Here is a 24,721-nt window from a genome sequence, read left to right as displayed (position 1 = left end):
GCTCCCCTTCCTTATTGCTGGCAGATGAGATTGCCAGCGAAAACAGACGGCTTCATATGAATTTTTTCACTTAGGTTTGCCAGTTAATTTTGTTTGTTATCCGGTACTTGGGTTGCAGGATGGAATAAGTGACTGACCAAAGTCGATCCATTCAGGATAAAGCATGCCGTATAGCTACCTATCACATCTGCGTTGCAGCAAGAGTGGCGAGATCCATGAGGCTGACCAGCCCTGGCAACTGAGCCGGGCAGGTGCGCCACTGCTGGCCAGCTACGATCTCGATGCGCTGAAGCGAGCATGGCACCCGGCGGCATTGCTGGGGCGCCCGGCCAGCCTGTGGCGTTATCACGAGTTGCTGCCGGTACGGGATCCCGCCCACGTAGTGACGTTGGGTGAGGGGCTTACCCCGCTGCTACGGCTGCCCACGCTGGGCAAGCAGATCGGTATTCCGGATCTCTGGATGAAGGACGAGAGCGTCATCCCCACCGGCTCCTTCAAGGCTCGTGGTGCAGCTGTGGGCATCTCCCGCGCGCGTGAACTCGGCGTCACTCACTTCGCCATGCCGACCAACGGCAACGCAGGGGCTGCATGGGCGCTCTACGGTGCCCGCGCCGGACTGCGCAGCACCATCGTTATGCCGCAGGCAGCCCCCGCCATCACTCGACTGGAGACCTCTCTCGCCGGTTCCCGTCTCTATCTGGTGGATGGCCTGATCAGCGACGCCGGTCGTCAGGTGGCGCAGGCGGTAGCAGAGCAATCCCTGTTTGACGCCTCAACCCTGAAGGAGCCCTACCGGATTGAGGGCAAGAAGACCATGGGGCTGGAGATTGCCGAACAGCTGGGCTGGACCCTGCCGGATGTGATCATCTATCCGACCGGTGGCGGGGTCGGCCTCATCGGTATCTACAAGGCGCTGCGCGAGCTGCAGGAGCTGGGCTGGGTCAAGGGCGCGTTGCCCAGACTGGTCGCGGTACAGGCGAGTGGCTGCGCGCCCATCGTAGAGGCGTGGCAACAGAGAGCCACCGAATCGAGCTTCTGGCCCGACTCCCAAACGCTGGCGTTCGGCATCAATGTACCCAAGGCGCTGGGGGATTTTCTGGTGCTGGACGCCCTTTATCGCACCGAGGGTTGCGCCATCGCGGTGGATGACAAGGCCATCCAGAGCGAGATCCGCCAGCTTGCCTCTCGCGAGGGCAGTTTTGTCTGCCCTGAGGGGGCCGCTGCGTTTGCTGCTGCTCGTCAACTGCGCGAGGCTGGCTGGATCCGTGGGGGAGAGCAGGTCGTGGTGCTCAATACCGGTACCGGCATCAAGTACCCGGATGCGATCACTGTGCTGCCCCAGCGTCTGCAGCGTGACGGGAGGATCCCGGCATGAATCTGGATCTGCCCTTTATCGTCACAACGCTGCCCGCCTTCGGCAAGGCGGTCTGGGTCACCTTGCAGCTGGGAACCATAGTGATCCTCACTTCGCTGGCGGTCGCCCTGCTCAACGTCGCCCTGCTGATCCTGCACAAGCGGCCGCTCAGCGCCCTGATCCGCGGATATGTCGAGCTGGCCCGCAACACGCCGCTGCTGATCCAGCTCTTCTTCCTCTATTTCGGGCTGCCTGCGCTCGGCTTGTCGCTCTCCGGGTTTACTACCGCGGTGATTGCCATGACCTTCCTCGGCGGTGGTTATTTGACCGAGGCGCTGCGGGCGGGCATTCAGGCGGTGCCCGCCAGTCAGCTGGAGGCTGGCAGGGCCATCGGGCTTTCTCGCTGGCAACTGCTGCGCCACGTGCAGTTGCCCCAGGCCTGGCTCGCCAGCCTGCCCGCGCTGTTTGCCAACTTCATCTTCCTGCTCAAGGAGACGACCGTGGCTTCGGCGGTGGCGGTGCCAGAGCTGCTCTACACCACCAAGAATTACATCGCCCTCTACTACAAGACCTACGAGATGCTGGCGGTACTGACCTTGATGTGCGTGCTGATCTTTCTGCCGCTCTCCCTCGCTCTGCGCGTCGTTGAAAGGAGGCTGCAACATGGTCAGTTCGGTCACTGAATCGCTAATGCAGGCGAGGATCCCGATGTGGGCACTTATCTTCCAGCTGCCGCAGTCATTTGCCACCGAGGCGCAGGAAAGGAGGGCTCAATATGGTCAATTCCGTTACTGAGCAGCTGACGCAGGCGTTGCCACTGCTGGCGGTGGGCGCAGGCCAGACCCTCGCCATCTCGCTGCTGGCCATCCTGTTTGCCACCCTCGGCGGTATCGCTTACGGCGTGTTGGCACAACAGGGCGGCCGGTTGGTGCGGGGTCTGCTGCGGCTTTATCTCGAGCTGTTTCGGGTAGTGCCGGTGCTGGTGTGGCTCTATCTCTTTTTCTTCGGGTTGCCGATCTTTTTCGGCCTCGATATTCCGGCCTTCTGGTGCGCCGTGCTGGTACTCGCCCTCTGGGGCGCCAGCGAGGTGGGAGAGGTGGTGCGCGGTGGCCTCAACTCCCTCGCCCGTGGTCAGCAGGAGGCCGGGTTGGCGCTCGGGCTCTCGACCTGGCAGCTCTATCGTCATGTGTTGCTGCCGCAGGCGTTGCAGCGGCTGACGCCGCCGACCATCAACATCTACACCCGCATCATCAAGACCAGTTCGCTGGCGGTGCTGATCGGGGTGGTGGAGGTGATCAAGGTGGGCCAGCAGATCATCGAACGCACCTATGGCTCGCTGCTTATTTACGGTCTGCTGTTTCTGTTCTTTTTTCTGGTCTGCTATCCGCTCTCGCTCGCCTCGCGCCGGCTGGAGCAACAATGGGGTAATGCGGTATGACACCTCTGCTTGAACTCGGTTCTGTCAGTAAACAGTTCGGCCCGAATCTGGTGCTGGATCGGATCAGCCTCAGCGTGCGCGCCGGGGAGGTGATCGTCATTCTGGGGCCGAGCGGCTGCGGCAAGAGCACATTGCTGCGCACTCTCAACGGGCTCGAGCCCATTCAGGGGGGCGAGATCCGCTTCGATGGTGTGCTGCTGGATGGTGCCACCGACTGGCAGCGGGTGCGCCAGCGGATCGGCATGGTGTTCCAGAGCTATCACCTCTTCCCCAACCTGACGGTGCTGGAAAACGTGCTGCTTGGCCCCCTGCAGGTGCAAAAGCGGGAGCGGGCAGAGGCGCTGCTGCAAGCCGAGCAGCTGCTGACCCGCATCGGCCTGTGGGAGCGGCGCCATGACTATCCGCGCCAGCTCTCCGGTGGTCAGCAGCAGCGTATCGCCATCGTGCGGGCGCTGTGCATGAACCCGCAGGTGATGCTGTTTGACGAGGTAACCGCCGCCCTCGACCCCGAGATGGTGCAGGAGGTGCTGGAGGTGATCCGCGATCTCGCCGGCAGCGGCATGACCCTACTCATCGTCACCCACGAGCTGGCCTTCGCCCGGGCGGTGGCGGATCGCATCGTCTTCATGGATGGCGGCCACATTCTGGAGCAGGCCGCGCCCCATCAATTTTTCGACAATCCCGGGAGCCTGCGTGCGCGCCAGTTCCTCGCCAAGTTTTCTTATACAAATGTCATCAAACGAAAGGAGTCAGCATGAAAAAAATAACCTCGGTTCTGTTTAGTGCCTTGTTGGGGCTGGGTCTCGCCAGCGGCGCTGCCCATGCGGCGGACGGTTCCCTCGACAAGATCAAGGCGCGGGACAAGCTCATTGTCGGCGTCTTCACCGACAAACCGCCGTTTGGCTATGTGGACGAGAAGGGCAACTACGTCGGTTTTGACACGGATCTGGGCCGCCGCTTCGCCAAGGATCTGCTGGGGGACGAGAACAAGATCGAGTTCGTGGCGGTGGAGCCAGCCAGCCGCATCCCCTTCCTGCAGAGCGACAAGGTGGATCTGATCCTCGCCAATATGACGGTGACCCCGGAGCGGCGCGAGGTGGTGGATTTCACCAACCCGAACCTGCGAGTGGCGGTACAGGTGCTGGTGCCGGAAGGGAGTCCGGCCAAGAAGCTCGACGATCTGGCCAGCAAGACCCTGATCGTGACCACCGGCACCACGGCCGACATCTGGCTGACCCGCAACCACCCGGAGTGGAAGGTGCTCAAGTTCGAGAAGAATACCGAATCCTTGCAGGCGCTGGCCCAGGGTCGTGGCGATGCCTACGCCTAGGACAATCTGGTGCTGTTCAGCTGGGCCAAGGAGAATCCGGGCTATCGGGTATTGCCCGAAAAACTGGGCTCGGAAGATCCCATCGCCCCGGCGGTGAAGAAGGGCAATCTTGAGCTGCGTGACTGGGTCAACGACCGTCTCGCCAAGCTGGGGGAAGAGAAATACCTGCTCAAGCTCTATGACCAGTATGTGCGTGACAAGTTGAGCGCCGATACAGATCCCAACGATGTGATCGTCGAAGGAGGAAAATGGCAGGGTTAATGGACAAGCCCTGTTCTGAAGAGTGTGTTGAGTGTGTGAAGTAAGTGAAGAGTGATGTCTTGGTTCCGTTGGTCTGCAAACCGCAAGGTTTGATTTTTCCGGGCGTCCCCTGCTAGAGAGGACGCCCTTTTTTATGTGCCCAAGCGTGGGTTAGTGCACTTCATCCCACGCCATCTGCCACTGGGAGCCGATGCCCGGCTCGTACTGGGTGGCGGTGGTGGTCCACTGCTGGCAGTAGCCGCTGTAGGGGAAGGGCTTGCACTGATAGACCTTGCCATTTTTCGGCTGCTGCACCTTGGTGCCGGCGGCATAGGATTTGAGCGAGTTCGGGAAGACGAAGTCGTATTCGCCGCTGCTCTGCTCCTTGAACATCAGGTCCATGGTCTGCTGGATGGTCTCGCCGCCCGCTTTCGGGGTGGCCTTGATCACCAGCTGGTGGTGACCAGCATTGAGCCCTTCCAGCGCCATGGTAAAGGTGTGGCTGCTGTCCTTGATGTCGGCACTGCTTTCACCCTTGGCGACGCCGCCGTGGTCATAGAGGGTGTTGGTGACGGCCAGATCGCCCTGTGCGGTGACGGTGAAATCGAGGGTTGCCTTGCCGTTGTCCAGCACATAGTCGCTGGCCAGACCGCTGACGCTGATGCTGTCCACTACCGGTGGCTGCAGCTGTTGCAGATCTATCTCGACTCGATCCAGTTTGCTGTCTCGATGCAGATAGACGGGGTTCATACCGTAGACCGGATTGAACTGACCATCGGCTCCTTGCTGACCGGCGCGGATCAGGCTCTGCTCGGCGTTGATCTTGCTGGCGAGGGCATGAGCCCAGCTGTTCTTCTGGCCCTGCTCGGCATTGGTGATGGTCAGCACGGTCTGCAGATCGGGGCGCTCGCCGTTGGCATCGAATACCCGGGTCATCGCCTTGTCACCCACGGCAAGGTCAATGGAGGGGTAGATGGTGCCTGCCTGGCTCCACTCCAGCGGCGGCTGGCTACCATCTTTGAACTTGGCATCGATGATGTTGTAGAAGCTGTTGCTGGTGTCGCCCACTTCCCACACGCCAAGGATCACCTGATAACCGGTGCGCTCCGGCAGGACACAGTTGTGGGTCACCTGCTTGGGCGGCTGCACCATGTTGCCGTCGATGACGCAGAAGGGGGTCAGATCGAACGAGGCGCGGGTGAGCGGCTGGTTGGGGTTCCAGTCCTGCTTGGTGAGGTAGTAGCGCCAGTTGCGGGTGACGTGGTTGGCAGTGAAGGTCCAGCTGATGGCGAAGGGGCCGGGCTGTACTTCACGCTTGGTCCAGCGGTCGCTGGTCTGGATGTTCAGCTCGCTCCAGCGCGGGCTGCCCGCCGAGGCGATTTGACCATCCTGCGGGCCGGTTTGCGGGAAGCCTGATGGGCCCTCCACGCTCTGGGGCTCCCACTGCACGCCGCCACACTGGCTGTTGCCACCTGTTTTGCACAGGTAGTTGCGGCTCTCGGGCTGGCTGATGTAGCCGTGGGCCAGGGCGCTGCCGCTGGCCAGCAGGGCCAGCACCACCGCGATGTGATTGAGTTGGATTTTTGCTGCCATACATTCCTCTGTTCGATAGATGTGGGCAGTCAGTTGGCCGGGGAGTTCCCCGATGCACACTTGCGTGTGGCAACCCCGCTATCCTGGACAAAACGTCTGTAGACCGGAGGCTTTGCGTCCCGACCTTTCGGTCAGTTTGCCAAATGACTAGATGGTTAGTGATGGGCCAAATGTTCGGCCATCAGCATTGTGCACTGCATTGATTAATTATTTGAAGTTAAATGTTTAAATGCGCCATTCAATGGCGCGAAAATCATTCTAACTGGCTGTTTTTAAATTGTTCTCTTATCTGTGAATGGCACCGATTAACGTTGAATATGCCGATAAGATGCATGTTGATTGCGTGTTGCTGACGTAAAAAAAACCTGCCAGCTTGGCTGGCAGGTCGGGTGACAAAGCGACACGGATTGACGCCATCAATGACGGGCGCGCTGCTCGCCTGACGGGGGAGACACGGGAGCCATCATTGGCGCAGTGGAGGGCTCCTTGCCCAGTTTGAACACCGCAAGCCGCTCATCCAGGCTGCGGGAGAGACCGGCCAGCAACTCGCTCTCCTGCGCCAGTTGCGAGGCGGACTGGGACATCTCCAGCGCCGAGTCGTTGATGCCGCTGACGTTGCGGTTCATATCCTCGGCCACCATGCTCTGCTGCTCGGCGGCGGTAGCGATCTGGGTTGCCATGTCGCTTACATGCTGGATGTGGTTGACGATCAGGGTGAGATCCTGCCCCGCCTGCTGGGACTGGTTGACGCTGCTTTCTGCCAGTTTGCGGCTGGTATCCATGGCGTTGGCGGCGGTGACGGCCCGTTGCTGCAGCTGGGCAATGGTGCTCTGGATCTCTTCGGTGGATTGGCGAGTGCGGCTGGCCAGCTGGCGCACCTCGTCGGCCACCACGGCAAAGCCGCGGCCCTGCTCGCCGGCGCGGGCTGCTTCGATGGCGGCGTTGAGGGCCAGCAGGTTGGTCTGCTCCGAAATGGCGCTGATGACGGCGGTCACTTCGCTGATCTGCATCACTCCCTCTTTGAGCTGGTTGACCTGCTGGGTGGCCTGCTCCACCTCGGTGGCCAGCGCCTTGATGCCGTGCACGCTGGCGTGAACGTCGCGGTTGCCGAGCCCGGCTTCACCGGTCGCTTCCTGGGTATCCCGCGCGGTATTTTCGGCGTGTCCGGCCACATCGGAGATGGTGGCGCTCATCTCGTTCATGGCGGTCGCGAGCTGGGCCAGCTGATCCCGCTGGCTGGTCACCGCCTGATTGGTCTGCTCGGCAGAGGCGGCGATGCGCAGGGCGGCATCCGCCACGTTGCGGGCCCCCTGGCTGGCCTCCAGCAGGGCGTGACGGATGGCATCGAGACTCTGGTTGGTACAGTGGGCGACCACTCCCAGCTCATCCTTGCCCTGTACCGGGATGCTTACCACCAGATCCCCCTTGGCGACCCGCTGCATGGCGTGGTTGATCTGACTGAGGGGGGAGACGATGGAGTGGGTGATGCGCCAGCCCAGCAGCCCCATCAGCAGGATCACGATGGCGGTGGCGGTCCCCATCTTCATGTATTGGGCCCAGATGGTCTGCTGAATATCCTGCAGCAGCATGCCGGAACCGAGGATCCAGCCCCAGGGCTGATAGCCGGATACCATAGAGAGCTTGTCGGCGGTTTCACCCGACGGGCCGACCCACACATATTGCAGAGTGCCCTGTTTGCCCCCTTTGGCGATATCCACCATCTGATACCAGAACTGCCCGGCGGTAGCGGCGCCCCCTTCACCCATCTTCTGGCCGACCAGTTCGGGGCGGATGGGGTGAACCACCATGGTGCGGTTCTCGTCGATGACGAATAAATAGTTGTTGCCATCAAAGCGGGTGTTGGTCAGCAGCTTGCGCGCCTCCTGCTGGGCCTGCTCTGCTGGCAGGGTGCTGGCCAGAAACTGGATCTGGCTCATGGCCTGCTCCAGTACCGCATTGAGCCGCGCCTCTCGCTCGCTCATCAGATTGCGCTGGAGCGCGTTGGCCGAGATAAGCAGCAGCGAGACAAAACCGACAAACGCCAGTGTGAGCAGCAAAATCAATTTGCGGCTCACGGTAATATCACCGAGCTTGAACATGACTAAACCCTCATTTCCCTGTTGATTTTATGTGGCTCTGTACCGCGGCAGCCAGTTCGTAAGAGTTAACAACTCATTTACTTTCAGTCTCTTGCCGAGCTTTCTCAAATGAGCGTTTTAACATCAGTATAGTCAGCAGACAGCAACCCCCACTTTTTGGTAGCGTGTTGATGCGCATCCCAGCGCAATTTTTGCCAAAGAGTGTGAATGGTTTGGCATTTCTTCAAAAAAAGGAGTGGGCCCCGCTGCGGGTGACCCCATAACAAGAGGGAATTTATGAGTTCCATTGCCAGGAATTACTTCAACCAGCTCAGCGCCGACTACCTGCAGGTGCACAGGCGCAAGGAGGATCTCTTCTGGTCCACCTATATGGGCACCAGCGATGATCAGGCCGGTTTCACCGCGGCCGAGCAGGCCTACAAGGCCTTTTGTGCCAATCCGGCCCGTCTGCCCGAATTGCGGGAGATGTTGGCGCAGGCCGACGAGGATGATCTCAAGCGCGGTCTGCAAGGCTGGATCGTCTTCTTCGAGTGCAATGTGATTGAAGATCCCGCCGCGGCCGCCCTGATGGATGAGCTGGTGGCTGTCGAGGCGGCGCTGTTCGCCCGCCGCAAGGGGCTGAAACTGACCTTGCTGGATGAGCAGGGCCAGCAGGTCGCAGGCAGCCTGCCTGCCGCCAGCACCTCCCTTGCCGCCAGCCCTAACGAGGCGGTGCGCCAGAGCGCGCTCGCCATGTTCCACACCCTGGAGCAGTGGGTGGTCGGCAACGGTTTTCTCGAGGTGGTGGCGATCCGCAACCGCTTTGCCCGCGCCATGGGCTATCGCGACTACTTCGACTACAAGGTGCGCAAGAACGAGCAGATGAGCCCGGAGCAGCTGTTCGCCATCCTTGACGACTTTATTGCCCGCACCGATGCCCGCTTGCACCAGAGTCTGGTCGAGCTGAAGGCCGCCAAGGGCGAGGCGGCCCTGCTGCCTCACAACCTGCGTTACAGCGTGAGCGGCGACGTGACCCGCCAGCTCGATCCTTACGTGCCCTTCTCGCGGGCGTTGCGGGATTGGGTTGAGAGTTTCCGTCGGCTCGGCATCCAGTATCGCGGGGCGACCCTGACGCTGGATTTGCTGACCCGAGAGGGGAAATACGAGAACGGCTTCTGCCACGGCCCGGTACCGAGCTTCTTCCAGCAGGGTGAGTGGATACCTGCGGTGGTCAACTTCACCAGCCTGGCCGACCCTGCGCAGGTGGGCAGCGGCTGGAGTGGCCTCAACACCCTGTTCCACGAGGGGGGCCACGCTGCGCACTTTGCCAATGTCACCGGCAACGCGCCCTGCTTCTCACAGGAGTTTCCGCCCACCTCCATGGCCTATGCCGAGACCCAGTCGATGTTCTGCGACAGCCTGCTGGACGATGCCGATTGGCTCAAACGTTACGCCAGAAATGCAGCGGGAGAGGCGATCCCCGATGCGCTTATCAAGGAGATGATCGAAGCGCGTCAGCCATTTCGCGCTTTTAACGAACGCCAGATCGCGCTGGTGGCCTACTTCGAGCGGGATCTCTACGCCATGGATGAGGCCGAGCGCACTCCCGATGCAGTACTGGCGCTGGCCCGCCAGTGGGAGCGCAAGATCCTCGGGGTGGAGAGCCCGCGCCCGCTGCTGGCCATTCCGCACCTTCTTAATCAGGAGTCAGCCTGCGCCTATCACGGCTACCTGCTGGCGCTGATGGCGGTGGAGCAGACCCGCGCCTACTTCCTCAAGCGTGATGGTTACCTCACTGACAACCCGCGTATCGGGCCGGATCTGGCCGCCCACTACTGGGGACCGGGCAATGGCATGAGTCACGATGAGACTTTGCGCAGCCTGACTGGCGAGGGATTCAGCGCGGTGCCGCTGGCCGAGGCATGCAACCTGATCGCCGCCGAGGCGTGGCAACAGGCGCAAGCCTGCATGGCCGCCGCCCAGCAGCGCCCCGCGGCTGGCGAGGGAAGCCCGCTCGATGCTCATATCCGGGTGGTACATGGCGCCGAGCTTATCGCCGACAACAGCGAGTCGGAAACCCGCATGCTGGCCGACTTCGAGGCGTGGATTACCCGGTGCTACTTTGCTGGAGATGTCAGAGAGGAGCTGAGCTGCGTGCAGTAAGTGATGTGATGAAGGAAGGCTTGATATGAATAGGCAATTGGCAGGAGGGGCGACCTTCCTGCCATTCTTTTTTTATTATTCACGATTCATCAATGACTTTATTTCCGCAATTTTCACAGATGGCGTGGCGTTCAAAGCGATCCATGTTGGCTAGAAAGGGGCCGGCAGCCCAGCCGGTAATGAAGTCCTTGATAAAGGCTGTGCGTTTTTGCTTCGGTGTCGGCTGTTTGCCAAATGATTTGTCGACCAGCACCACGACATGGTTGGTCTCGCGTTGACAGCTGGGGCAGACGCGTTGTTCGGTGGATGAAAGCAAGGGGGATCTCCTTGTCCAGAAGAGTGGGCAGCAGGTTTTCCGCCGCAGATATGTAACATCCCCATTTGATTCCTTTTTCTGGCAGATCGTCAATCACAGCGGAGGTGGATTGTGCGCCATCTCCTGTGAAGAGGGGCGAGCCAACAAGGGTGATCACGAGGGGCCAGTCGGCCCCTCTTTTGTTTCCGTTTGTCATACATTGCCACACAAGCTTCCCCCTCTGGCAAAGTCTTGTGACCGGACGGGTGTGCAATGGTGCCATGAGCAGGGAGATGAGGCCCTGCCGCGATGGAACCAGGGAGCATGTTATGACGGATAAACGGGTTTGGTGGCTGTTGCCACTGCTGGCGGTCGGGGTCTGGTGGCTCGGTTATGCGGGGGATGCCAACGGGGTGTGGCCCTGGCGCCATGAAATGTTATTGCTGACCGGCCTGCTGGGGATGACCTATATGGCGATTTCGCTGTTGCTGGCGTTGCGCCTGCCGCAGCTGGAGGTGTGGTGTGGCGGTCTGGACCGGATGTTGCGATTTCACCGTCAGACGGCCATCGGTGGCGCATTGGCGCTGACTGCCCACTGGCTGCTGGTGGAGATGCCGAAGTGGGCAGTCTCGGCGGGTTGGCTGAGTCGTCCCGCCCGGCGTGGGGCCAGTGCAGCTGGAGCTGGTGCAGGTAATGGCATCTCGCTCCATGCCCTTGGCAATACCCTGGGTGAGTGGAGTTTCTATCTGCTGATTGCGCTGGTGGTAGTGAGCTTGCTGGCGCTGGTGAGTTATGGCCGTTTTCGGCTGATCCATCGACTGGCGCCGCTCATCTATCTGGCGGGTTGGGGCCACGGGCTCTGCCTGCTGCCTCAGGTGGGAGCCATGACGCCGGTTGGGGTAGCGATCTGGTTGATCGGCGGGATCGGTGCTATCGGGGCCCTCTACTCCCTGCTGGGACAAGTGGGGGCGCGGGATCGCCATCCGGGCCGGGTCATTGCGGTGCGCGCGCTGGCGGATCACACCTGCGAGCTGACCATGGAGCTGGAGCGGCCGCTCGCCCATTACCGCCCGGGTCAGTTTGCCTTCTTCGAGTTTGACGCCAAGGAGGGGCCGCACCCCTTTACCCTGGTGCGGGTGTCAGCGGATCGGCGCCAGTTGGTGATCGCGGTGCGGGCGCTCGGGGATCATACCCGCCAGCTGGTGGCAGAGGCGCGCGTCGGGGATGAGGTGGTGGTGACCGGCCCCTATGGCGCCTTTGTTGCGCCGCAAGGGGGAGGCCGAGCCCTCTGGCTGGGGGCTGGGATCGGTATCACGCCGTTCGTCGCCTGGCTGGAGGGGCTGGCTGCCCGTGGGGAGCGGGGCGAGGGGATCACCCTGATCCAGTGCGCGCCGGACCTAGTGGGGGCTGTCTATCACCAACGGTTGGCCGAGCTCTGTCATCGCACCGGTGTGCGTTATCAGTTGCATCTGGACAAGGCGGCCGGGCGGCTGGATCTGGCCCGCATCGCGCAGGATGCGCCCGAGCAGGTGTGGTTTTGCGGGCCGGAGGGGATGGCAGATGCCCTGACCCGGCTGTTGCCGGACGGGCATCTGCATCGCGAGCTGTTTCGCTTTCGTTGAGCGCAGTTATTTGGTGCTGGCGGGCAACGGCTTGAGGGCGGCTTGTACCGCTGCTTCCAGCTGCGGATCCCGTCCGGCCACCATGTCGGCGGGGGTGAGGGGCACCTGCAGATCCGGGATCAGCTCCTGATTCTCGTAGAAGGTGCCGTCCGGTTTGCGCAGCCCCAGGGTCGGAATGCCGTAGGAGAGCCCCGGGATCAGCCGGGAGTCGTGGCTGTAGACCATGGTGCCGGTGCCGGGCACCGGATCGCCGACGATGGGGCCGACCTTGAGGGCGCGGTAGTACTCGGGGAAGGCGGAGCCTTCCGAGTAGCTGGCGGCGTTCACCAGCACCACCGAAGGCTTGGTCCACTGGCGAGTGGCGGCATCGGTTTCCCCCTTGCCCTGACGGGGCCAGCTGCTGGCCATCCCCTTGGCGCTGCCGCTGCCGGTCAGAAACTCCACCAGGGTATTGGCGAGATAGCCACCGCTGTTGAAGCGGACATCGACGATCAGCGCATCGCGATTGCGCTGTCTGCCGAGGGCATCCGCCACCACCGCATCGTAGACCTCGCTATTCATTGCCGGCAGATAGACGTAGCCGACCCGTCCTCCGCTCAGCCTGGCCACCAGCTCCCGCCGTTTCTCAATCCAGCGATCCTGTTGCAGCTGGTACTCCTGCTGTTTGTCGATGGCGGTGAGCACCACTTCGTCAGTTTGCTTGTTGCCCGCCTGCTGGAAGGTGAGGGCAAGCCGGGCACCAGCCTGATGGTTGAGGGCCCGATCCAGCTCGGCCAGATTGGCAATCGGGACGCCGTTGATGGCGAGCAGGCGGGCGCCCGGGGCGATATCACTCTCCTGATCCAGCGGGCCGCCAGAGAGCAGGGCGGTGAGCATCACCCCTTGCTCGCCATCCTGCCAGTAGCCGCCAAGGCTGGCGGTCTCATCCGCCATGCGCGGGAAGGGGGCGGGGCCGCTGCCCCAGGTGTGGGAGACATTGAGCTCGCCAGCCAGCTCCGCCAACAGGTTGCCAAAGTCCCGCGGGTTGCCGATGCCCGGCAGCAGGCGGCGGTAAGCGGCGACATAGCTATCCCAGTTCACTCCGTTCATATCGTCCAGATAGAACTCATCCCGGGTGAGCCGGGCGATCTGATCGAAGGCGGCGGTCATGCGTGCCTGCCAGCGGCTGGTGGGCTGCAAGGCGAAGGGGGCGCTGGTAGCTTCGCCGGAGTCGAGGTGGATCCGGGTGATCTCCCCATCCCGCACCAGGGTCGCCAGGGTGCCCTGCTGGTTGAGGCTTGCCAGCGCTGGGCCGGCCTGCTCGCCAAACAGTTCGCTGGTTTTGCCTTTGCGCAGATCCTGGCTGTAGCCCTTGATCTCGCTCTCGCTGTTGACCCCCATCTCCTCCACCAGATAGATCAGCTGGTCACCGATGATGCGGCTGGCGAGCAGGGTCCCGGTGGGTTGCAGCAGCAGTGCTTCTCGATGGTTGAGACGATCGCTCTCAAAGCCGTATCCCCCTTTCGGCGGCTCCAGCTCGGCAATCGCATCGGCTCTGGCGGTGCGGCTGCTGTAAATGCCGAGCAGGTTGGTGACGAGGGGCTCGCCATCGGGCCCCAGTGCGCCAAACCGGGTCGATTGCCAGTAGAGAATGGCGCCATCCTGGCTCCAGCCCGGTTGCCCATCCTGATAGCCGTTGAGGCTGACATTGACCGGTTTGGCCTTGGGATTGGCCGTGTCGATCACTGCGATCTCCTGCTCTGCTGCATCGGGGCGGAAGGTGAGCGCCAGATGGCGGGAGTCGGGGGCAAAGGCGAGATGTACCTCGTGGCGCGACGGGTTGAAGCTGGCAGGCACCAGCTCCCGCTGCTTGTTGCTCGCCAGATCGAGCAGGTGGATGGCCTGGCCATCCACCACGAAGGCGAGCTGCTTGCCGTTGGGGGAGAGCACCGGACGGCTGATCCCCTTGCCGGGAATCGCCAGCAGCAGGCTCTCGGTCAGAGTGCCGGGATCGCTGAACAGCAGATCCGGATCCCCCTTGCGCAGGCGATAGAGGGCAGCGTGCCCCTGCTGCTCCGACAGATAGATGAGGGCGCGCCCCTGCTCGGCAAAGAGAGGGCTGGACTGCTCGCTCGGATCGCGGGTCAGCTGACGCACCCGCTCCCGCTCGGGGTCGACGGCAAACAGGTTGCCCTCGCTCACCAGGATCAGCTCGTCCGCCTCTTCGCTGACCAGCGCTTCGTCTGCCAGGGTCAGGGCCTCGCTCGCCTCATCCGGCGTGCTGGCCACTTGCGGTGCGAGGGTCAGCTTGCGTGGCTTGCTGCTACCGGCATCGAGGCGATAGAGCTCGCCCAGCCATGACCAGACCAGATCGCCATTGCGAGAGGCGCTGAGCCCCCGCACCGGATGGCCCTGATAGTGGGTCAGCTGTTGCTCCTTGCCGCTGGCGAGATCCCGGCGCCAAACGTTGAAATCGCCGCTGCGCTCGCTCAGGTAAAAGAGGGTATCCCCCTTGTCGCTCCAGACCGGATCGGTGGCCGCCACCCGATCTTCGGTCAGCTGCTTGTGCTGCTTGCCATCAAACAACCAGAGGCGGGGTACCGCAAACGAGTGCTGATGCTTGCGAAAGGGTTGATCCGCCGCGGGCATCTGATAGGCGAGCAGCTCCCCGTGGGGGCGGGCGAGGGTCGCAGGCAGCGGCAGATCGGCCTGCAAGGTGCCGCCGGTGATCGGGGTCCAGTAGAGCTCGCCCCATTGGTAGCCTTCCGCGACAAAATGGTCGGCATCGGGCGTGCCCAGGCGCTGGCTGCTCAGCAACAGCCGTTTGCCATCGGCGCTGAAGGCTTGCGGCAGATCGGTGCGCGAATCGCGAGTGAGGCGCACCATCTCGCCGCCGTTGGCGGGTACCACGAACACATCTTCGTTGCCGTAGAGATTGGCGGCAAAGGCGAGTTGTTTGCCATCCGGCGACCAGATTGGCCGCTGGCTCAGGTAGTCGCTGCCGGTGAGCGCCGTGGCGGGGCCACCCTCGGCACTGGCGACAAAAATGCGCCCCTGCCAGGTGAAGGCAAGCTGCTTGCCATCGGGGGAGAGGGCGGGCTCGCGCAGCCAGAGTGCATCGGCGGCGACACTGGCGGGCAGCCAGAGCAGGAGTGGCGAGAACAGCAGGGTGGCGAGGCGGCACGAAGAGCGCATGGCATGATCCTGTCGGGGAGTGGAGTGTTATCTTCGCCGATCATTGTCCCGGGTGCCAGCGCGATAATTTTTGTATCTTGTTGTTTTAACTGTTAATTACCAATGCCAAATGACGGCGTTCAAGGAAGATGGCCTTGCTGCGGCAAGATATGTTTTGCCGGGCATATTGAGTATTGATGGCGATCCAATATCATGGCGCTCGCTCGCCGCTCGGCGGGCATCGTTCAGATGATCTGGTAACAAGAAAAGCCCGCACCAGAGGCTTGTCGAGGGATGGAATGAGAGCCGTATTACTGTGTTTGTTGGGGCTTTGGCCCGCATTGAGTTTTGCCTTGACCGAAAAAGCCGATTTGGTGGTGGTCAAGAAGTCGACCTATAGCCTGACCCTGATGAAGGATGGCAAAGAACTGAAGCGCTACTGGATTGCTCTGGGCCCGGCGCCCAAGGGGCACAAGCAGCAGGAAGGGGATCAGCGTACGCCGGAAGGGCGCTACACCCTCGACTACAAGAAGACCAATTCCGGCTACTACAAAGCCATCCATATCAACTATCCGAACCTGGATGACATCAAGCGCGCCAATGAGCTGGGTGTTCGTCCGGGTGGCATGATCATGATCCACGGCCAGCGCAACAGCATTGGCAACCGCAGGGTTCAGCCTTCCAACTGGACCAATGGCTGCATCGCCATGCTCAATCACGAACTGGATGAGGTGTGGGACGCGATTGATCCGGGTACGCCCATCGTCATCGAGCCCTGATCCCCTTGTGCACGCCCGCGACTCCGCGGGCGTTTTATTTCCCGCCAGTGATGACGTGACAGCGCTTGCTGTCCCGTGCTAGTTTTTTCGGCTCGCTTTGGCTGTGACAAGGAAGATCACATGATGTCAGTAACGAGCGTGCCCGAGCGAACGGGGATGCTCTGGTGGCGTGCCACACTGGATATGCTCCCGCTCTCCATTTCTGTGATCCCCTGGGGGATCCTGTGTGGCGCTTTGGCGTTACAGGCAGGGCTGAGTCCGCTTCAGGCTCAGCTGATGTCGTTGCTGGTCTACGCCGGAGCCGCCCAGCTCTCGGCCACGACCCTGTTCGGGGCGGGCACGCCCCTGCTGCCCATCATGAGCTCCACCATGGTGATCACTTCCCAGCATCTGCTATACGGCTTCACCTTCCGCCGTGACGTATTGCCGCTCTCCCTGCGCTGGCGTGCCAGCCTTGCTTTTTTCCTGACTGATGAGATGTTCGCTGTGGCGCTGAAAGACCGGGAGCGCAGCGGCCACTTCGATCCGGCCTACGCGCTCATCGCGGGATTCGTCTTCTATCTGTTCTGGAATCTGGCGACCCTGCTCGGCATCGCAGCCGGTCAGTACATCGATGGACTGGACAGCATGGGGCTGGATTTTGCCATCGCGGCCACCTTCATCGCCATGACCATTCCCGCCATGAAAAACTTGCCCATGGTGGCGGCCACTCTGGTGAGCGGCGGCACAGCGTTGATTACCAAGCCGCTGCTGGCGGAGATCCACATCATCGTCTCGGCTCTGGCTGGCATGGTGGTGGGCTATGTGCTGCACCGGATGAGGAGGTAGCGTGAGCTGGCTGATGATTGGCCTGCTGGCCCTGATCACCTTTTTCAACCGCTTCGCCTTCTTTTCTCGGTTGACCCGATATCAGCCGGGTGCCGAGATGGGGGCGTTTCTCGGCTTCTCGGCCCAGTCGGTGCTGACTGCAATCTGGTTGCCCATCGTCTTTAGCTACGAGCCGGGGATAGGTCTTGAGTGGGATCCTGACTACCTGACTGCCACCCTGTGGGTGATGCTCTTGACCCTGTTGCGGCTGCCGACTCTGGTTGTGGTGGTGGGCGGAATGGGAGGCTTCTTTCTACTGCGCTGGCTGGGAGGCATAGCCGAGCTCTTACCTTGGTGAAGCGCGAGCCGTGATCTTGTGTAATGGATGTCATTATTCGACATCCGTCATGTCATGAATGTCACTTCAAAAAAGGCCTGCAAATGGTGAGGATATGGGCTCTGTCCGTGAAGGAGTGTCCCATGTCTTTGATCGAAACCTGTCAGCGTATCGTGCGCGATCCCCATCTCTCCGCCGCCCAGAAGAGCCACTCACTGGCGCTGGCCGCCGAGAATGCGTTGCCCTACCCCGACCTGCCTGCCGCAGTCGCCGAGGCGATGGAGCAGGGATTTATCTGCGACATGTTCGAAGGGCACGCCCCCTACAAGCCGCGTTATGTGCTGCCGGACTATGAAAAATTTCTGACTCAGGGCTCTGCCTGGCTGGAGCTGGCGGCGCCGCAGGATTTCGACGAGGCGCTCAACGCCCTGCGCATCCTCTATCACCATGTCCCCTCCGTCACCGGCATGCCGGTCTGGCTGGGGCGGCTCGACCATCTGCTGTTGCCGTTTGTCGGCGAACTGGATGACGAGACCCTCTATCGCAAGCTGAAGGGGTTCTGGGTCTATCTGGATCGGGTGCTGCCGGACGCCTTCATGCACGTCAACATCGGGCCGGATGACAACCGCATCTGCCGCCTGATCCTGCGTATCGACAACGAGCTCAAGCAGGTAGCGCCGAACCTCACCTTCTTCCACGATCCGGAGCAGACCCCAGACAGCCTGCTGCTGCAGGCGGTGAAGAACATCGCCGAGTGCAGCAAGCCGCACATCGCCAACTACCCGATCCACCGCGATACCTTCGACCAGCGTGGTTTTGGTATCGTCAGCTGCTACAACGCCCTGCCGCAGGCCGGTGGCGCCAATACCCTGGTGCGCATCTCCCTCAAGCGGGTTGCCGAGCAGTGCCAGGGGATAGATGACTTCCTCGGCTGCCTGCTGCCCCACTACTGCCGCCTGGCTTCTCAGCTGATCGAAGCGCGGGCTGCTTTCTTGCATAAGGAGTCCGGCTTCTTCGACAGCTTCCTGGTCAAGGAGGGGTTGCTGGATGAGGATCGTTTCGTTCCCATGTTTGGCATCTACGGCATGGCGGAAGCGGTCAATATCCTGATGGATAAAGAGAATCTGCCGGATCGCTACGGCCATGGCGAGGAGGCGAACCAGCTTGGCTATCGCATCTCGGCCCAGCTTTCCGCCTATGTGACCACGACCTCGCAGACCCATGCCTGGGGTGGTCACGCTCTGCTGCACTCGCAAGGTGGCCTCAGCATCGATGTGGCAGTCACCCCCGGGGTACGCATTCCCTACGGGCAGGAGCCGGATCCCGCCAGTCATGTGCTGGCGCTGGCACCGCACCACACTTATTACCATTCGGGGATCAGCGAGATCCTGACGCTGGATCCCACCATCCGCCAGAACCCGCAGGCGCTGCTGCAGCTCTGCAAGGGGGCGCTCGCCATCGGTATGCGCGAGTTCACCGCCAACGTGGCCGACAGCGATCTGGTGCGGGTGACCGGCTACATGATCCGCAAGAGCGACGTGGCCCGCTTTGCAGAAGAAGGATCGCGCTTGCAGACCACCTGTCTCGGTGCCGAGGCGAGTGAAGTGACCGCCATTCGTCAGCGTGCTCCGCGAGTGGTCGCCCACGAATCGACTATCGGCGAGTATTGAGTTCGCACCGATGGCTGATGTCTTGCCAACACGCAGCGCCCTGGTAAGCAGGGTGCTGCCGTTCTCCTGTGTCGACGGGCCGGGCAACCGGCTGGTGCTGTTTCTGCAAGGGTGCAACTTTCGCTGCCCCGGCTGCCACAACCCTCACACCATAGGGCTGTGCGACGATTGCGGTGACTGCCTTGGGGTCTGCCCGAGCGGCGCCCTCACCATGAGCGAGGGCAAGGTTCATTGGCAGGAGGCGCTCTGTACCGACTGTGACGCCTGTCTTGAGGCCTGCCCGCGCAGCGCCAATCCCAAAACTACTACCATGACGGTGGACGAGGTGCTGGCCCTGTTGCGCCGCTACGGTCCATTGCTGAGCGGAATTACCGTCTCCGGCGGGGAGGCGACCACCCGGCTTCCTTTCGTGGCGGCTCTGTTTCGCGCCATCAAGGAGGCGCCGGATCTGGCCCATCTCAGCTGTCTGCTCGACAGCAATGGCTCGCTCGCGGAGACAGGCTGGCAGCGGCTGCTGCCGCAGCTCGACGGCGCCATGATCGACCTCAAGGGGTGGCGTGACTCGGTACACCTCTCCCTGACCGGCTATGGCCGCGAGCGGGTGCTGGCTTCGCTCAGGTTGCTGGCAAGTCACGGCAAGCTGGCCGAACTGCGGCTGCTCCATGTGCCGGGCAAGAGCGATTTTCTGGATGCGAGTGGTGAGCTGGACGCAGATCTTGCCGCCTTCTTGCAGCGGCTGGGGCCTGTGCCCATTCGCCTCAACGGCTTTCGCCATCACGGGGTGCGGGGGGAGGCGGCGCAATGGCCAGAGGCTCACCAAACCGAGCTGGAACAGCTGGCCAGTCGCTTGCGTGCAGCGGGATTGGGGCCGGTCTCACAGCCTGCCTTGATGGGCTGAGTGGTTGCGTCATCCGGTGACCGTCATGGCGTGAGGTGCGGCATGGAAAGGCCGCAACTGTGATTTCTGTCTATTGGAGGGGGCGAGAACGACGGCTAGAATAATGGCCATCTTCTTACCCCTCAATGACAGATAATCATGAGTGAAAGCAAGGCGTTATATCGGGTTCAGTTTATTTGCCACAGCGAGCGCTACGAAGTCTATGTGCGCGAAGTCAATCAGGGCCAACTGTTTGGTTTTATCGAGATCGCCGATTTTGTCTGGGATAACCACACGGCGCTTATCGTCGATCCCAGTCACGAGAAGCTCAAGAGCGAATTTGCCGATGTGCGCCAGACCCTTATCCCCATGCATCAGGTGCTGCGCATCGATCAGGTGAAAAAGCAGGGTGCTGCCCGCATCACGGATCTGGGCAGCAACGTCGCCTCCTTCCCCAGCCCCATCTATACCAAACGTCCCTAGTCCCTACTTGCCGTTGATGTTTCGCCGCGGTGAAACATCAATTTCTTCTCGCTGTCATCCGGCTCAGGGCTCAATCAATTCGCGACCCAGTTGCAGGATCCGCTGGCGGAACCAGTGACGGGCCGAGCCATCACCGGCCGGGCCATACCAGACCAGACTGTGACTCACCTTGCCGTAATCGAACGGTGCCGGACGCATCACCAGATCCGGCTGACTGGCCATGCAGGCCGCCCAGCCACCGATGGCGGTGAGGATCAGATCGGTCTGGGGCAGCAGGGCCGCCGCGCTGGCAAAATCGGGCAGGGTGGCGCCAATCTGGCGACGCACCTGCTGCTGGGCCAGGCTCTGCTCGAAGAAGGGGTTGGCCAGCTCCTGATCCCGGATGGCGATATGGCGCCAGCTCAGATAAGCATCGAGATCCCAGTGCCTGGCCAGCGCGGGGTGGTCTTTGCGCAGCAGGCAGACCAGTTTCTCTTCCCGCAGGGTCTCCCACACCAGCCCGGGCTGGCGCGGCAACGGCTGGCTCTGGTCATGAGGCAGGATCACGAAGTCGAGTTTGCCCGCTGCCAGCGCCTCCAGCCCCTGCTCATCCTTGTTCCAGATCTCCGGCACCATGCCCGGCACCTCTTTAATCAGCTGACCCAGAATGGGGCCCACCGGCCAGGTCATCACGCTCTCGCGCAATCCCAGCCGCAATGTGCCCTGCCACTGCTGCGGGTTGAAGGCGTTCTGGCGAGTGAGGCCGTTCAGCTCCCCCAGTAGTCGATGCAGGGTGGGAGCCAGTCGCTCGGCCATGGGGGTGAGCAGCAGCTGGTTGCCCTGGCGGTAGAGCAGTTGATCCCCCAGCAGATCCCGCAGCTGGTTGAGGGTTTTGCTGACGGTGGAAGGCGTGGTGCAGAGCCGCTCGGCGGTGCGGGTGACGCTCTGGTTGTCTAGCAGCAGGTGCAGGGTGACCAGATGGCGACCTCCCAGCCTAGAGAGAGCGATCAGATCCATAGTGGCTCCTGAAATTGATGAAGATAAACAGGCTTGGAATCAGGGAGATTCAGCGTGACCTGCTGGCATTCTCTCACAGCTGGGGGAGGGTGAGCAGACACCTCAAGAGGTGGCTGCGAACGCAACAGACAAAAAAGCCCCGCCAAAGCGGGGCTGGTGCGGATTAGCCCTTGAGCACCGCCGCCATGGCGTCGGCTACGTAGTCGACGTTGCGGCTGTTGAGGCCCGCCACGCACATGCGACCGGATCGCACCAGATAGACGGCGAACTCTTCGCGCAGTCTGTCAACCTGCTCCGGGGTGAAGCCGGTGTAGCTGAACATGCCGCGCTGGTTGATGAAGTAGCTGAAATCACGGCCGGGTACCTTGGTGCTCAGCACCTCGAACAGCTTCTGGCGCATCGCTTTGATGCGGGTGCGCATCTCGGTCACTTCATCGACCCACATGGCGTGCAGCTCGGGCTGGTTCATCACCGCCGCAGTGATCTGGCCACCGTGGGTGGGAGGGCTTGAGTAGTTGCGGCGCACGGTGGCCTTCATCTGGCCCAGTACACGGCTGGCCTCTTCGGCATCCTGACAGATGACCGACAGGCCGCCGCAGCGCTCGCCGTAGAAGGAGAGGTTCTTGGAAAACGAGTTGCTGACGAAGAAGCTGACACCGGCGGCCACCATGGCGCGAATGGCGTAGGCATCCTCTTCCAGCCCGTCGCCGAAGCCCTGATAGGCGATGTCCATAAAGGGGATCAGGTTCTTCTCGACCACCAGTGCGATCACCCGATCCCACTGGGCGCGGGAGAGATCCACCCCGGTCGGGTTGTGGCAGCAGGGGTGCAGTAGCACGATGCTCTTGACTGGCAGGCTGCTCAGGCAGTCGATCATCGCATCGAACTGTACGCCGCCGGTGGCCGCATCGTAGTAGGGGTAGTCGTGCACCTTGATGCCGGCTCCCTCGAACATCGCCTTGTGGTTGTCCCAGGTCGGGTTGCTGACCCACACCTCGGAGGTCGGGAAGTAGCGCTTGAGCAGATCGGCGCCGATCTTCAGCGCGCCTGAGCCACCGATGGTCTGGATAGTGGCGATACGTCCCGCCTTGACCGCTTCATGGTCGGCACCAAACAGCAGGTGTTGCACCGCGGTGCGGTAGTTGGCGGCGCCTTCCATCGGCTGGTAGGGGCGTGGGGCCGGGGCGGCTGCGCGCTGGGCTTCGGCCTGCTGCACCGACGGCAGCAGCGGAATGTGCCCCTGCTCGTCGTAATAGAGGCCGATCCCCAGGTTCACCTTCTGCTCGCGGGTGTCTTTGTGGAAGGTCTCGACTAGCGTCAGGATGGGGTCGCCAGCGTAGGCATCGACGTGTTCAAACATGGGGGATCCTTGAAATTGACTGTCCAGTAAAACCGGCGGTCAGCCGGGCTGGACATCATGGCGCAAAGCTGGCGGTGGCTCAAGCCCGACGCTGGTCGAGCCTGAATGGATGGCACCGCGATCCTGCTTACTTCAAATAGGATCGCAGGACGCTGACCACCTGATCCAGATCCTCCAATCGCTCGGAAGGGGTGGCATCGGGGGCGCCGAGATGCTCGCGCATATGCCCCTCCAGCACCTCCAGCATCAGGCCGTTGACGGCGCCGCGGATGGCGGCGATCTGCTGCAAAATGGCGGTGCAGTCGCTCTCCTGCTCCAGCGCGCTCTCCAGCGCACCGGCCTGTCCCTTGATGCGGCGCACCCGTGCCAGCAACTTCTTTTTGTCGTGAATGGTGTGGGACATGACGGATCCTCTCGATCAATAAAACTATACTGGGGTATAGTATATTGCATCATCGCTCTCAGGAGAAATCCATGTCATCCCTCGCTCAATCACACTGCCATCAACCCGTCATTCATGAGGGCAATCCGCTGGCCGAACAGAAGACCCGCTGGGCCGTATTGCTGACCGTCATCATGATGGTGGCGGAGATTGGCGGCGGCTGGTTCTACAACTCCATGGCGCTGTTGGTGGATGGCTGGCACATGAGCTCCCACGCGCTGGCGCTCGGCCTCTCGGTGCTGGCCTACCGCGCCGCCCGCCACTTTGCCCGCGACCACAGATTCAGCTTCGGCACCTGGAAGATCGAGGTGCTGGGTGGCTTCACCAGCGCCCTGTTGCTGGTGGGAGTAGCCGGCATGATGCTGTTCGAGTCGGTGTTCCGGCTGCTCGATCCGAGCCCGATCCACTATCAACAGGCGATCGCTATCGCGCTGATGGGGCTGCTGGTGAACCTCGCCTGTGCCTGGCTGCTCAAGGATGATCACGGCCACCATCACCACGGCCATGGGCATGACCACAATCATGAGCATCACGACCACGCTCATCATCATGACCATGGCGATCACCAAGGCCATCAGGATCTCAACCTGCGCGCCGCCTATATCCACGTGCTGGCGGATGCGGCCACTTCCGTGCTGGCGATTCTGGCGCTGGTGGGGGGAATGCTGTGGGGCGCTGACTGGCTGGATCCGCTGATGGGCATAGTGGGTGCCGGACTGGTCGCGGTATGGGCCTGGGGGCTGCTGCGCGACTCTGGTCGGGTGCTGCTGGATGCCGAGATGGATACCCCGCTGGTGGCAGAGATCCGTGAGGTCATCGCCGAGCTGCCGGGCACCGATATCCGCGATTTGCACGTCTGGCGGGTGGGGCAGCAGCAGTATGCCTGCGTGCTCTCTTTGCTGATGGTCAATCCGCTACCGGCGCAGCAGATCCGCGAGCGGCTGGCGATCCATGAAGAGCTGGTACATGTGACCATCGAGATCGCCAGCGAACAGGATAAATAACGGGGGCCGTTGGCCCCCCTGGTTTCAGTGCCGTTGGTTCCCTGATGTCAGTGCGGCTGCCCGGTGATCTCATCCTGGGGCTTGTGTTGCCACACAGCGCCGAGCAGCAGCTTGAGCAGCAGTCCGGGCGGGTTGTCCAGCAGCTTGCCGGACTCCAGCAGCAGCTGACCATCGGCGCGAAACCCGAGGCTGGCATCTATGGTGCCATCCTCAGAGACCACCTGGATCAGGCCATGGAGGGCGGAGCGCTCGCCGGGCTGGCAGCGCAGCCGCAATTCGCGGGGCTCTCCCAGCAGAGTGAAGGCGCGGCTCAGGGGAGGTGAGTCCTCATAGTCGGGCCAGTTGAAGAAGTGATACTGCTCGGCCAGGGTGCCAGCCTGCTGGCAAAACTGGTCGAACAGCTGGCCGATCGCCTGGTACTCCAGATCCAGCCGTTGCGCCTGTTCCTCAATCCTTTTCATCACCTGCTCCTTCTCTATCCACTTGATCGAAAATTGCTTTTCCCGACCCGGTGACCACCGTTAGTCAGATATGAGGCCAAATTGCCGCGGGGTCTGTGAGCCGGATCGAAGTTTCCATCTGAAAACGTTATCTTGTTGAAACTGGATGGTTTTTTTGCCCTTCCGCTCACATTTGAATCGATTGCCGCTGATTAATATGGCACCGCCTGGCAATGACCGGGTGCTCGACTATCGAGACT

21 protein-coding genes, 1 pseudogene and 1 riboswitch are annotated in these 24,721 nt (G+C 61.7%); of the genes and pseudogenes, 14 read left to right on the top strand and 8 right to left on the bottom strand.

The window, feature by feature from the left end:
* The first annotated feature begins 163 nt into the window (after positions 1-163).
* The 5 genes and pseudogenes from AB5Y82_RS00165 (at position 164) to AB5Y82_RS00145 (ending at position 4,383) form a co-directional block, all read left to right on the top strand.
* Positions 164-1,375 (top strand): threonine synthase, encoded by a 1,212-nt coding sequence (locus tag AB5Y82_RS00165; RefSeq protein WP_159142966.1) that lies wholly within the window; start codon positions 164-166, stop codon positions 1,373-1,375.
* Positions 1,372-2,037, top strand: a complete 666-nt coding sequence (locus tag AB5Y82_RS00160; protein ID WP_159142967.1) for an amino acid ABC transporter permease — start codon at positions 1,372-1,374, stop codon at positions 2,035-2,037. Before AB5Y82_RS00165 ends, AB5Y82_RS00160 begins: the two co-directional genes overlap by 4 nt.
* A gap of 92 nt (positions 2,038-2,129) precedes the next feature.
* Entirely contained in the window at positions 2,130-2,792 is a 663-nt protein-coding gene (locus AB5Y82_RS00155) for an amino acid ABC transporter permease (protein ID WP_159142968.1), read from the top strand.
* The gene (locus AB5Y82_RS00150; RefSeq protein WP_159142969.1) at positions 2,789-3,550 is read left to right on the top strand and encodes an amino acid ABC transporter ATP-binding protein; all 762 of its coding nucleotides are present in this window, start codon (positions 2,789-2,791) and stop codon (positions 3,548-3,550) included. Before AB5Y82_RS00155 ends, AB5Y82_RS00150 begins: the two co-directional genes overlap by 4 nt.
* Positions 3,547-4,383 (top strand): annotated as a pseudogene (locus AB5Y82_RS00145) (transporter substrate-binding domain-containing protein). Before AB5Y82_RS00150 ends, AB5Y82_RS00145 begins: the two are co-directional and overlap by 4 nt.
* A gap of 150 nt (positions 4,384-4,533) precedes the next feature.
* Here the strand turns inward: AB5Y82_RS00145 and gbpA are convergent.
* Both gbpA and AB5Y82_RS00135 read right to left on the bottom strand, forming a co-directional pair.
* Entirely contained in the window at positions 4,534-5,955 is a 1,422-nt protein-coding gene (gbpA, locus tag AB5Y82_RS00140; RefSeq protein ID WP_159142971.1) for an N-acetylglucosamine-binding protein GbpA, read from the bottom strand.
* 65 nt (positions 5,956-6,020) lie between these two features.
* Positions 6,021-6,106: riboswitch (cyclic di-GMP riboswitch) on the bottom strand.
* 265 nt (positions 6,107-6,371) lie between these two features.
* Positions 6,372-8,054, bottom strand: a complete 1,683-nt coding sequence (locus AB5Y82_RS00135; protein ID WP_159142972.1) for a methyl-accepting chemotaxis protein — start codon at positions 8,052-8,054, stop codon at positions 6,372-6,374.
* A 276-nt stretch (positions 8,055-8,330) separates the two neighbouring features.
* On the opposite strand from AB5Y82_RS00135, the gene AB5Y82_RS00130 reads away from it, so the two are divergent.
* Complete coding sequence (locus AB5Y82_RS00130) at positions 8,331-10,196, top strand: M3 family metallopeptidase (protein ID WP_159142973.1); 1,866 nt, start codon at positions 8,331-8,333, stop codon at positions 10,194-10,196.
* A gap of 79 nt (positions 10,197-10,275) precedes the next feature.
* Here AB5Y82_RS00130 and AB5Y82_RS00125 read toward each other — a convergent pair whose 3' ends face one another.
* On the bottom strand, positions 10,276-10,512 hold the full coding sequence (locus AB5Y82_RS00125; protein WP_159142974.1) for a hypothetical protein: 237 nt from the start codon (positions 10,510-10,512) through the stop codon (positions 10,276-10,278).
* A 308-nt stretch (positions 10,513-10,820) separates the two neighbouring features.
* Between AB5Y82_RS00125 and AB5Y82_RS00120 the strand changes: the two genes are divergently transcribed.
* On the top strand, positions 10,821-12,113 hold the full coding sequence (locus AB5Y82_RS00120) for a ferric reductase-like transmembrane domain-containing protein (protein WP_103422459.1): 1,293 nt from the start codon (positions 10,821-10,823) through the stop codon (positions 12,111-12,113).
* A 6-nt stretch (positions 12,114-12,119) separates the two neighbouring features.
* On the opposite strand, the gene AB5Y82_RS00115 is transcribed toward AB5Y82_RS00120, so the two are convergent.
* Positions 12,120-15,287 (bottom strand): S41 family peptidase, encoded by a 3,168-nt coding sequence (locus AB5Y82_RS00115; RefSeq protein WP_201902590.1) that lies wholly within the window; start codon positions 15,285-15,287, stop codon positions 12,120-12,122.
* Positions 15,288-15,565: 278 nt separating this feature from the next.
* On the opposite strand from AB5Y82_RS00115, the gene AB5Y82_RS00110 reads away from it, so the two are divergent.
* The 6 genes from AB5Y82_RS00110 to AB5Y82_RS00085 all read left to right on the top strand — a co-directional run bounded on the left by AB5Y82_RS00110 (position 15,566) and on the right by AB5Y82_RS00085 (position 20,219).
* Positions 15,566-16,045 (top strand): murein L,D-transpeptidase family protein, encoded by a 480-nt coding sequence (locus AB5Y82_RS00110; RefSeq protein WP_005340284.1) that lies wholly within the window; start codon positions 15,566-15,568, stop codon positions 16,043-16,045.
* A 120-nt stretch (positions 16,046-16,165) separates the two neighbouring features.
* Positions 16,166-16,873: an AzlC family ABC transporter permease gene (locus AB5Y82_RS00105; protein ID WP_005340291.1), complete on the top strand. Its 708-nt coding sequence runs from the start codon at positions 16,166-16,168 to the stop codon at positions 16,871-16,873.
* A gap of 1 nt (position 16,874) precedes the next feature.
* Positions 16,875-17,210, top strand: a complete 336-nt coding sequence (locus AB5Y82_RS00100; protein WP_064337378.1) for an AzlD domain-containing protein — start codon at positions 16,875-16,877, stop codon at positions 17,208-17,210.
* A 122-nt stretch (positions 17,211-17,332) separates the two neighbouring features.
* Positions 17,333-18,859, top strand: a complete 1,527-nt coding sequence (locus tag AB5Y82_RS00095; protein WP_201902589.1) for a YjjI family glycine radical enzyme — start codon at positions 17,333-17,335, stop codon at positions 18,857-18,859.
* Between the two features lie 10 nt (positions 18,860-18,869).
* Positions 18,870-19,757, top strand: a complete 888-nt coding sequence (locus tag AB5Y82_RS00090) for a YjjW family glycine radical enzyme activase (protein ID WP_368173502.1) — start codon at positions 18,870-18,872, stop codon at positions 19,755-19,757.
* Positions 19,758-19,895: 138 nt separating this feature from the next.
* Positions 19,896-20,219 (top strand): DUF1820 family protein, encoded by a 324-nt coding sequence (locus AB5Y82_RS00085; RefSeq protein WP_005340296.1) that lies wholly within the window; start codon positions 19,896-19,898, stop codon positions 20,217-20,219.
* Positions 20,220-20,282: 63 nt separating this feature from the next.
* Here the strand turns inward: AB5Y82_RS00085 and AB5Y82_RS00080 are convergent, their stop codons facing one another.
* The 3 genes from AB5Y82_RS00080 to AB5Y82_RS00070 form a co-directional block, all read right to left on the bottom strand.
* On the bottom strand, positions 20,283-21,215 hold the full coding sequence (locus AB5Y82_RS00080) for a LysR family transcriptional regulator (protein WP_040067382.1): 933 nt from the start codon (positions 21,213-21,215) through the stop codon (positions 20,283-20,285).
* Between the two features lie 163 nt (positions 21,216-21,378).
* The gene (locus AB5Y82_RS00075; protein WP_275057406.1) at positions 21,379-22,575 is read right to left on the bottom strand and encodes an amino acid aminotransferase; all 1,197 of its coding nucleotides are present in this window, start codon (positions 22,573-22,575) and stop codon (positions 21,379-21,381) included.
* Positions 22,576-22,702: 127 nt separating this feature from the next.
* Complete coding sequence (locus tag AB5Y82_RS00070) at positions 22,703-22,978, bottom strand: metal/formaldehyde-sensitive transcriptional repressor (protein WP_021230923.1); 276 nt, start codon at positions 22,976-22,978, stop codon at positions 22,703-22,705.
* A gap of 71 nt (positions 22,979-23,049) precedes the next feature.
* On the opposite strand from AB5Y82_RS00070, the gene dmeF reads away from it, so the two are divergent.
* Positions 23,050-24,021, top strand: coding sequence for a CDF family Co(II)/Ni(II) efflux transporter DmeF (gene dmeF, locus AB5Y82_RS00065; protein WP_368173501.1), 972 nt, complete (start codon positions 23,050-23,052; stop codon positions 24,019-24,021).
* A 47-nt stretch (positions 24,022-24,068) separates the two neighbouring features.
* Here dmeF and AB5Y82_RS00060 read toward each other — a convergent pair whose 3' ends face one another.
* Entirely contained in the window at positions 24,069-24,482 is a 414-nt protein-coding gene (locus AB5Y82_RS00060) for a hypothetical protein (protein WP_368173500.1), read from the bottom strand.
* Positions 24,483-24,721 lie beyond the last annotated feature (239 nt).

It is taken from the genome of Aeromonas sp. s13 (assembly GCF_040907905.1).
GTDB classification, from domain to species: domain Bacteria; phylum Pseudomonadota; class Gammaproteobacteria; order Enterobacterales; family Aeromonadaceae; genus Aeromonas; species Aeromonas veronii.
Note: the sequence above shows the minus strand (reverse complement) of the source record. Positions and strands in the feature narration are given on the sequence as shown.

Coding starts and splice junctions, on each gene's coding strand:
- AB5Y82_RS00165 (WP_159142966.1), top strand. CDS start 164: ATGCCGTATAGCTACCTATCACATCTGCGTTGCAGCAAGAGTGGCGAG.
- AB5Y82_RS00160 (WP_159142967.1), top strand. CDS start 1,372: ATGAATCTGGATCTGCCCTTTATCGTCACAACGCTGCCCGCCTTCGGC.
- AB5Y82_RS00155 (WP_159142968.1), top strand. CDS start 2,130: ATGGTCAATTCCGTTACTGAGCAGCTGACGCAGGCGTTGCCACTGCTG.
- AB5Y82_RS00150 (WP_159142969.1), top strand. CDS start 2,789: ATGACACCTCTGCTTGAACTCGGTTCTGTCAGTAAACAGTTCGGCCCG.
- gbpA (WP_159142971.1), bottom strand. CDS start 5,955: ATGGCAGCAAAAATCCAACTCAATCACATCGCGGTGGTGCTGGCCCTG.
- AB5Y82_RS00135 (WP_159142972.1), bottom strand. CDS start 8,054: ATGTTCAAGCTCGGTGATATTACCGTGAGCCGCAAATTGATTTTGCTG.
- AB5Y82_RS00130 (WP_159142973.1), top strand. CDS start 8,331: ATGAGTTCCATTGCCAGGAATTACTTCAACCAGCTCAGCGCCGACTAC.
- AB5Y82_RS00120 (WP_103422459.1), top strand. CDS start 10,821: ATGACGGATAAACGGGTTTGGTGGCTGTTGCCACTGCTGGCGGTCGGG.
- AB5Y82_RS00115 (WP_201902590.1), bottom strand. CDS start 15,287: ATGCGCTCTTCGTGCCGCCTCGCCACCCTGCTGTTCTCGCCACTCCTG.
- AB5Y82_RS00110 (WP_005340284.1), top strand. CDS start 15,566: ATGAGAGCCGTATTACTGTGTTTGTTGGGGCTTTGGCCCGCATTGAGT.
- AB5Y82_RS00105 (WP_005340291.1), top strand. CDS start 16,166: ATGATGTCAGTAACGAGCGTGCCCGAGCGAACGGGGATGCTCTGGTGG.
- AB5Y82_RS00095 (WP_201902589.1), top strand. CDS start 17,333: ATGTCTTTGATCGAAACCTGTCAGCGTATCGTGCGCGATCCCCATCTC.
- AB5Y82_RS00090 (WP_368173502.1), top strand. CDS start 18,870: ATGGCTGATGTCTTGCCAACACGCAGCGCCCTGGTAAGCAGGGTGCTG.
- AB5Y82_RS00085 (WP_005340296.1), top strand. CDS start 19,896: ATGAGTGAAAGCAAGGCGTTATATCGGGTTCAGTTTATTTGCCACAGC.
- AB5Y82_RS00080 (WP_040067382.1), bottom strand. CDS start 21,215: ATGGATCTGATCGCTCTCTCTAGGCTGGGAGGTCGCCATCTGGTCACC.
- AB5Y82_RS00075 (WP_275057406.1), bottom strand. CDS start 22,575: ATGTTTGAACACGTCGATGCCTACGCTGGCGACCCCATCCTGACGCTA.
- AB5Y82_RS00070 (WP_021230923.1), bottom strand. CDS start 22,978: ATGTCCCACACCATTCACGACAAAAAGAAGTTGCTGGCACGGGTGCGC.
- dmeF (WP_368173501.1), top strand. CDS start 23,050: ATGTCATCCCTCGCTCAATCACACTGCCATCAACCCGTCATTCATGAG.
- AB5Y82_RS00060 (WP_368173500.1), bottom strand. CDS start 24,482: ATGAAAAGGATTGAGGAACAGGCGCAACGGCTGGATCTGGAGTACCAG.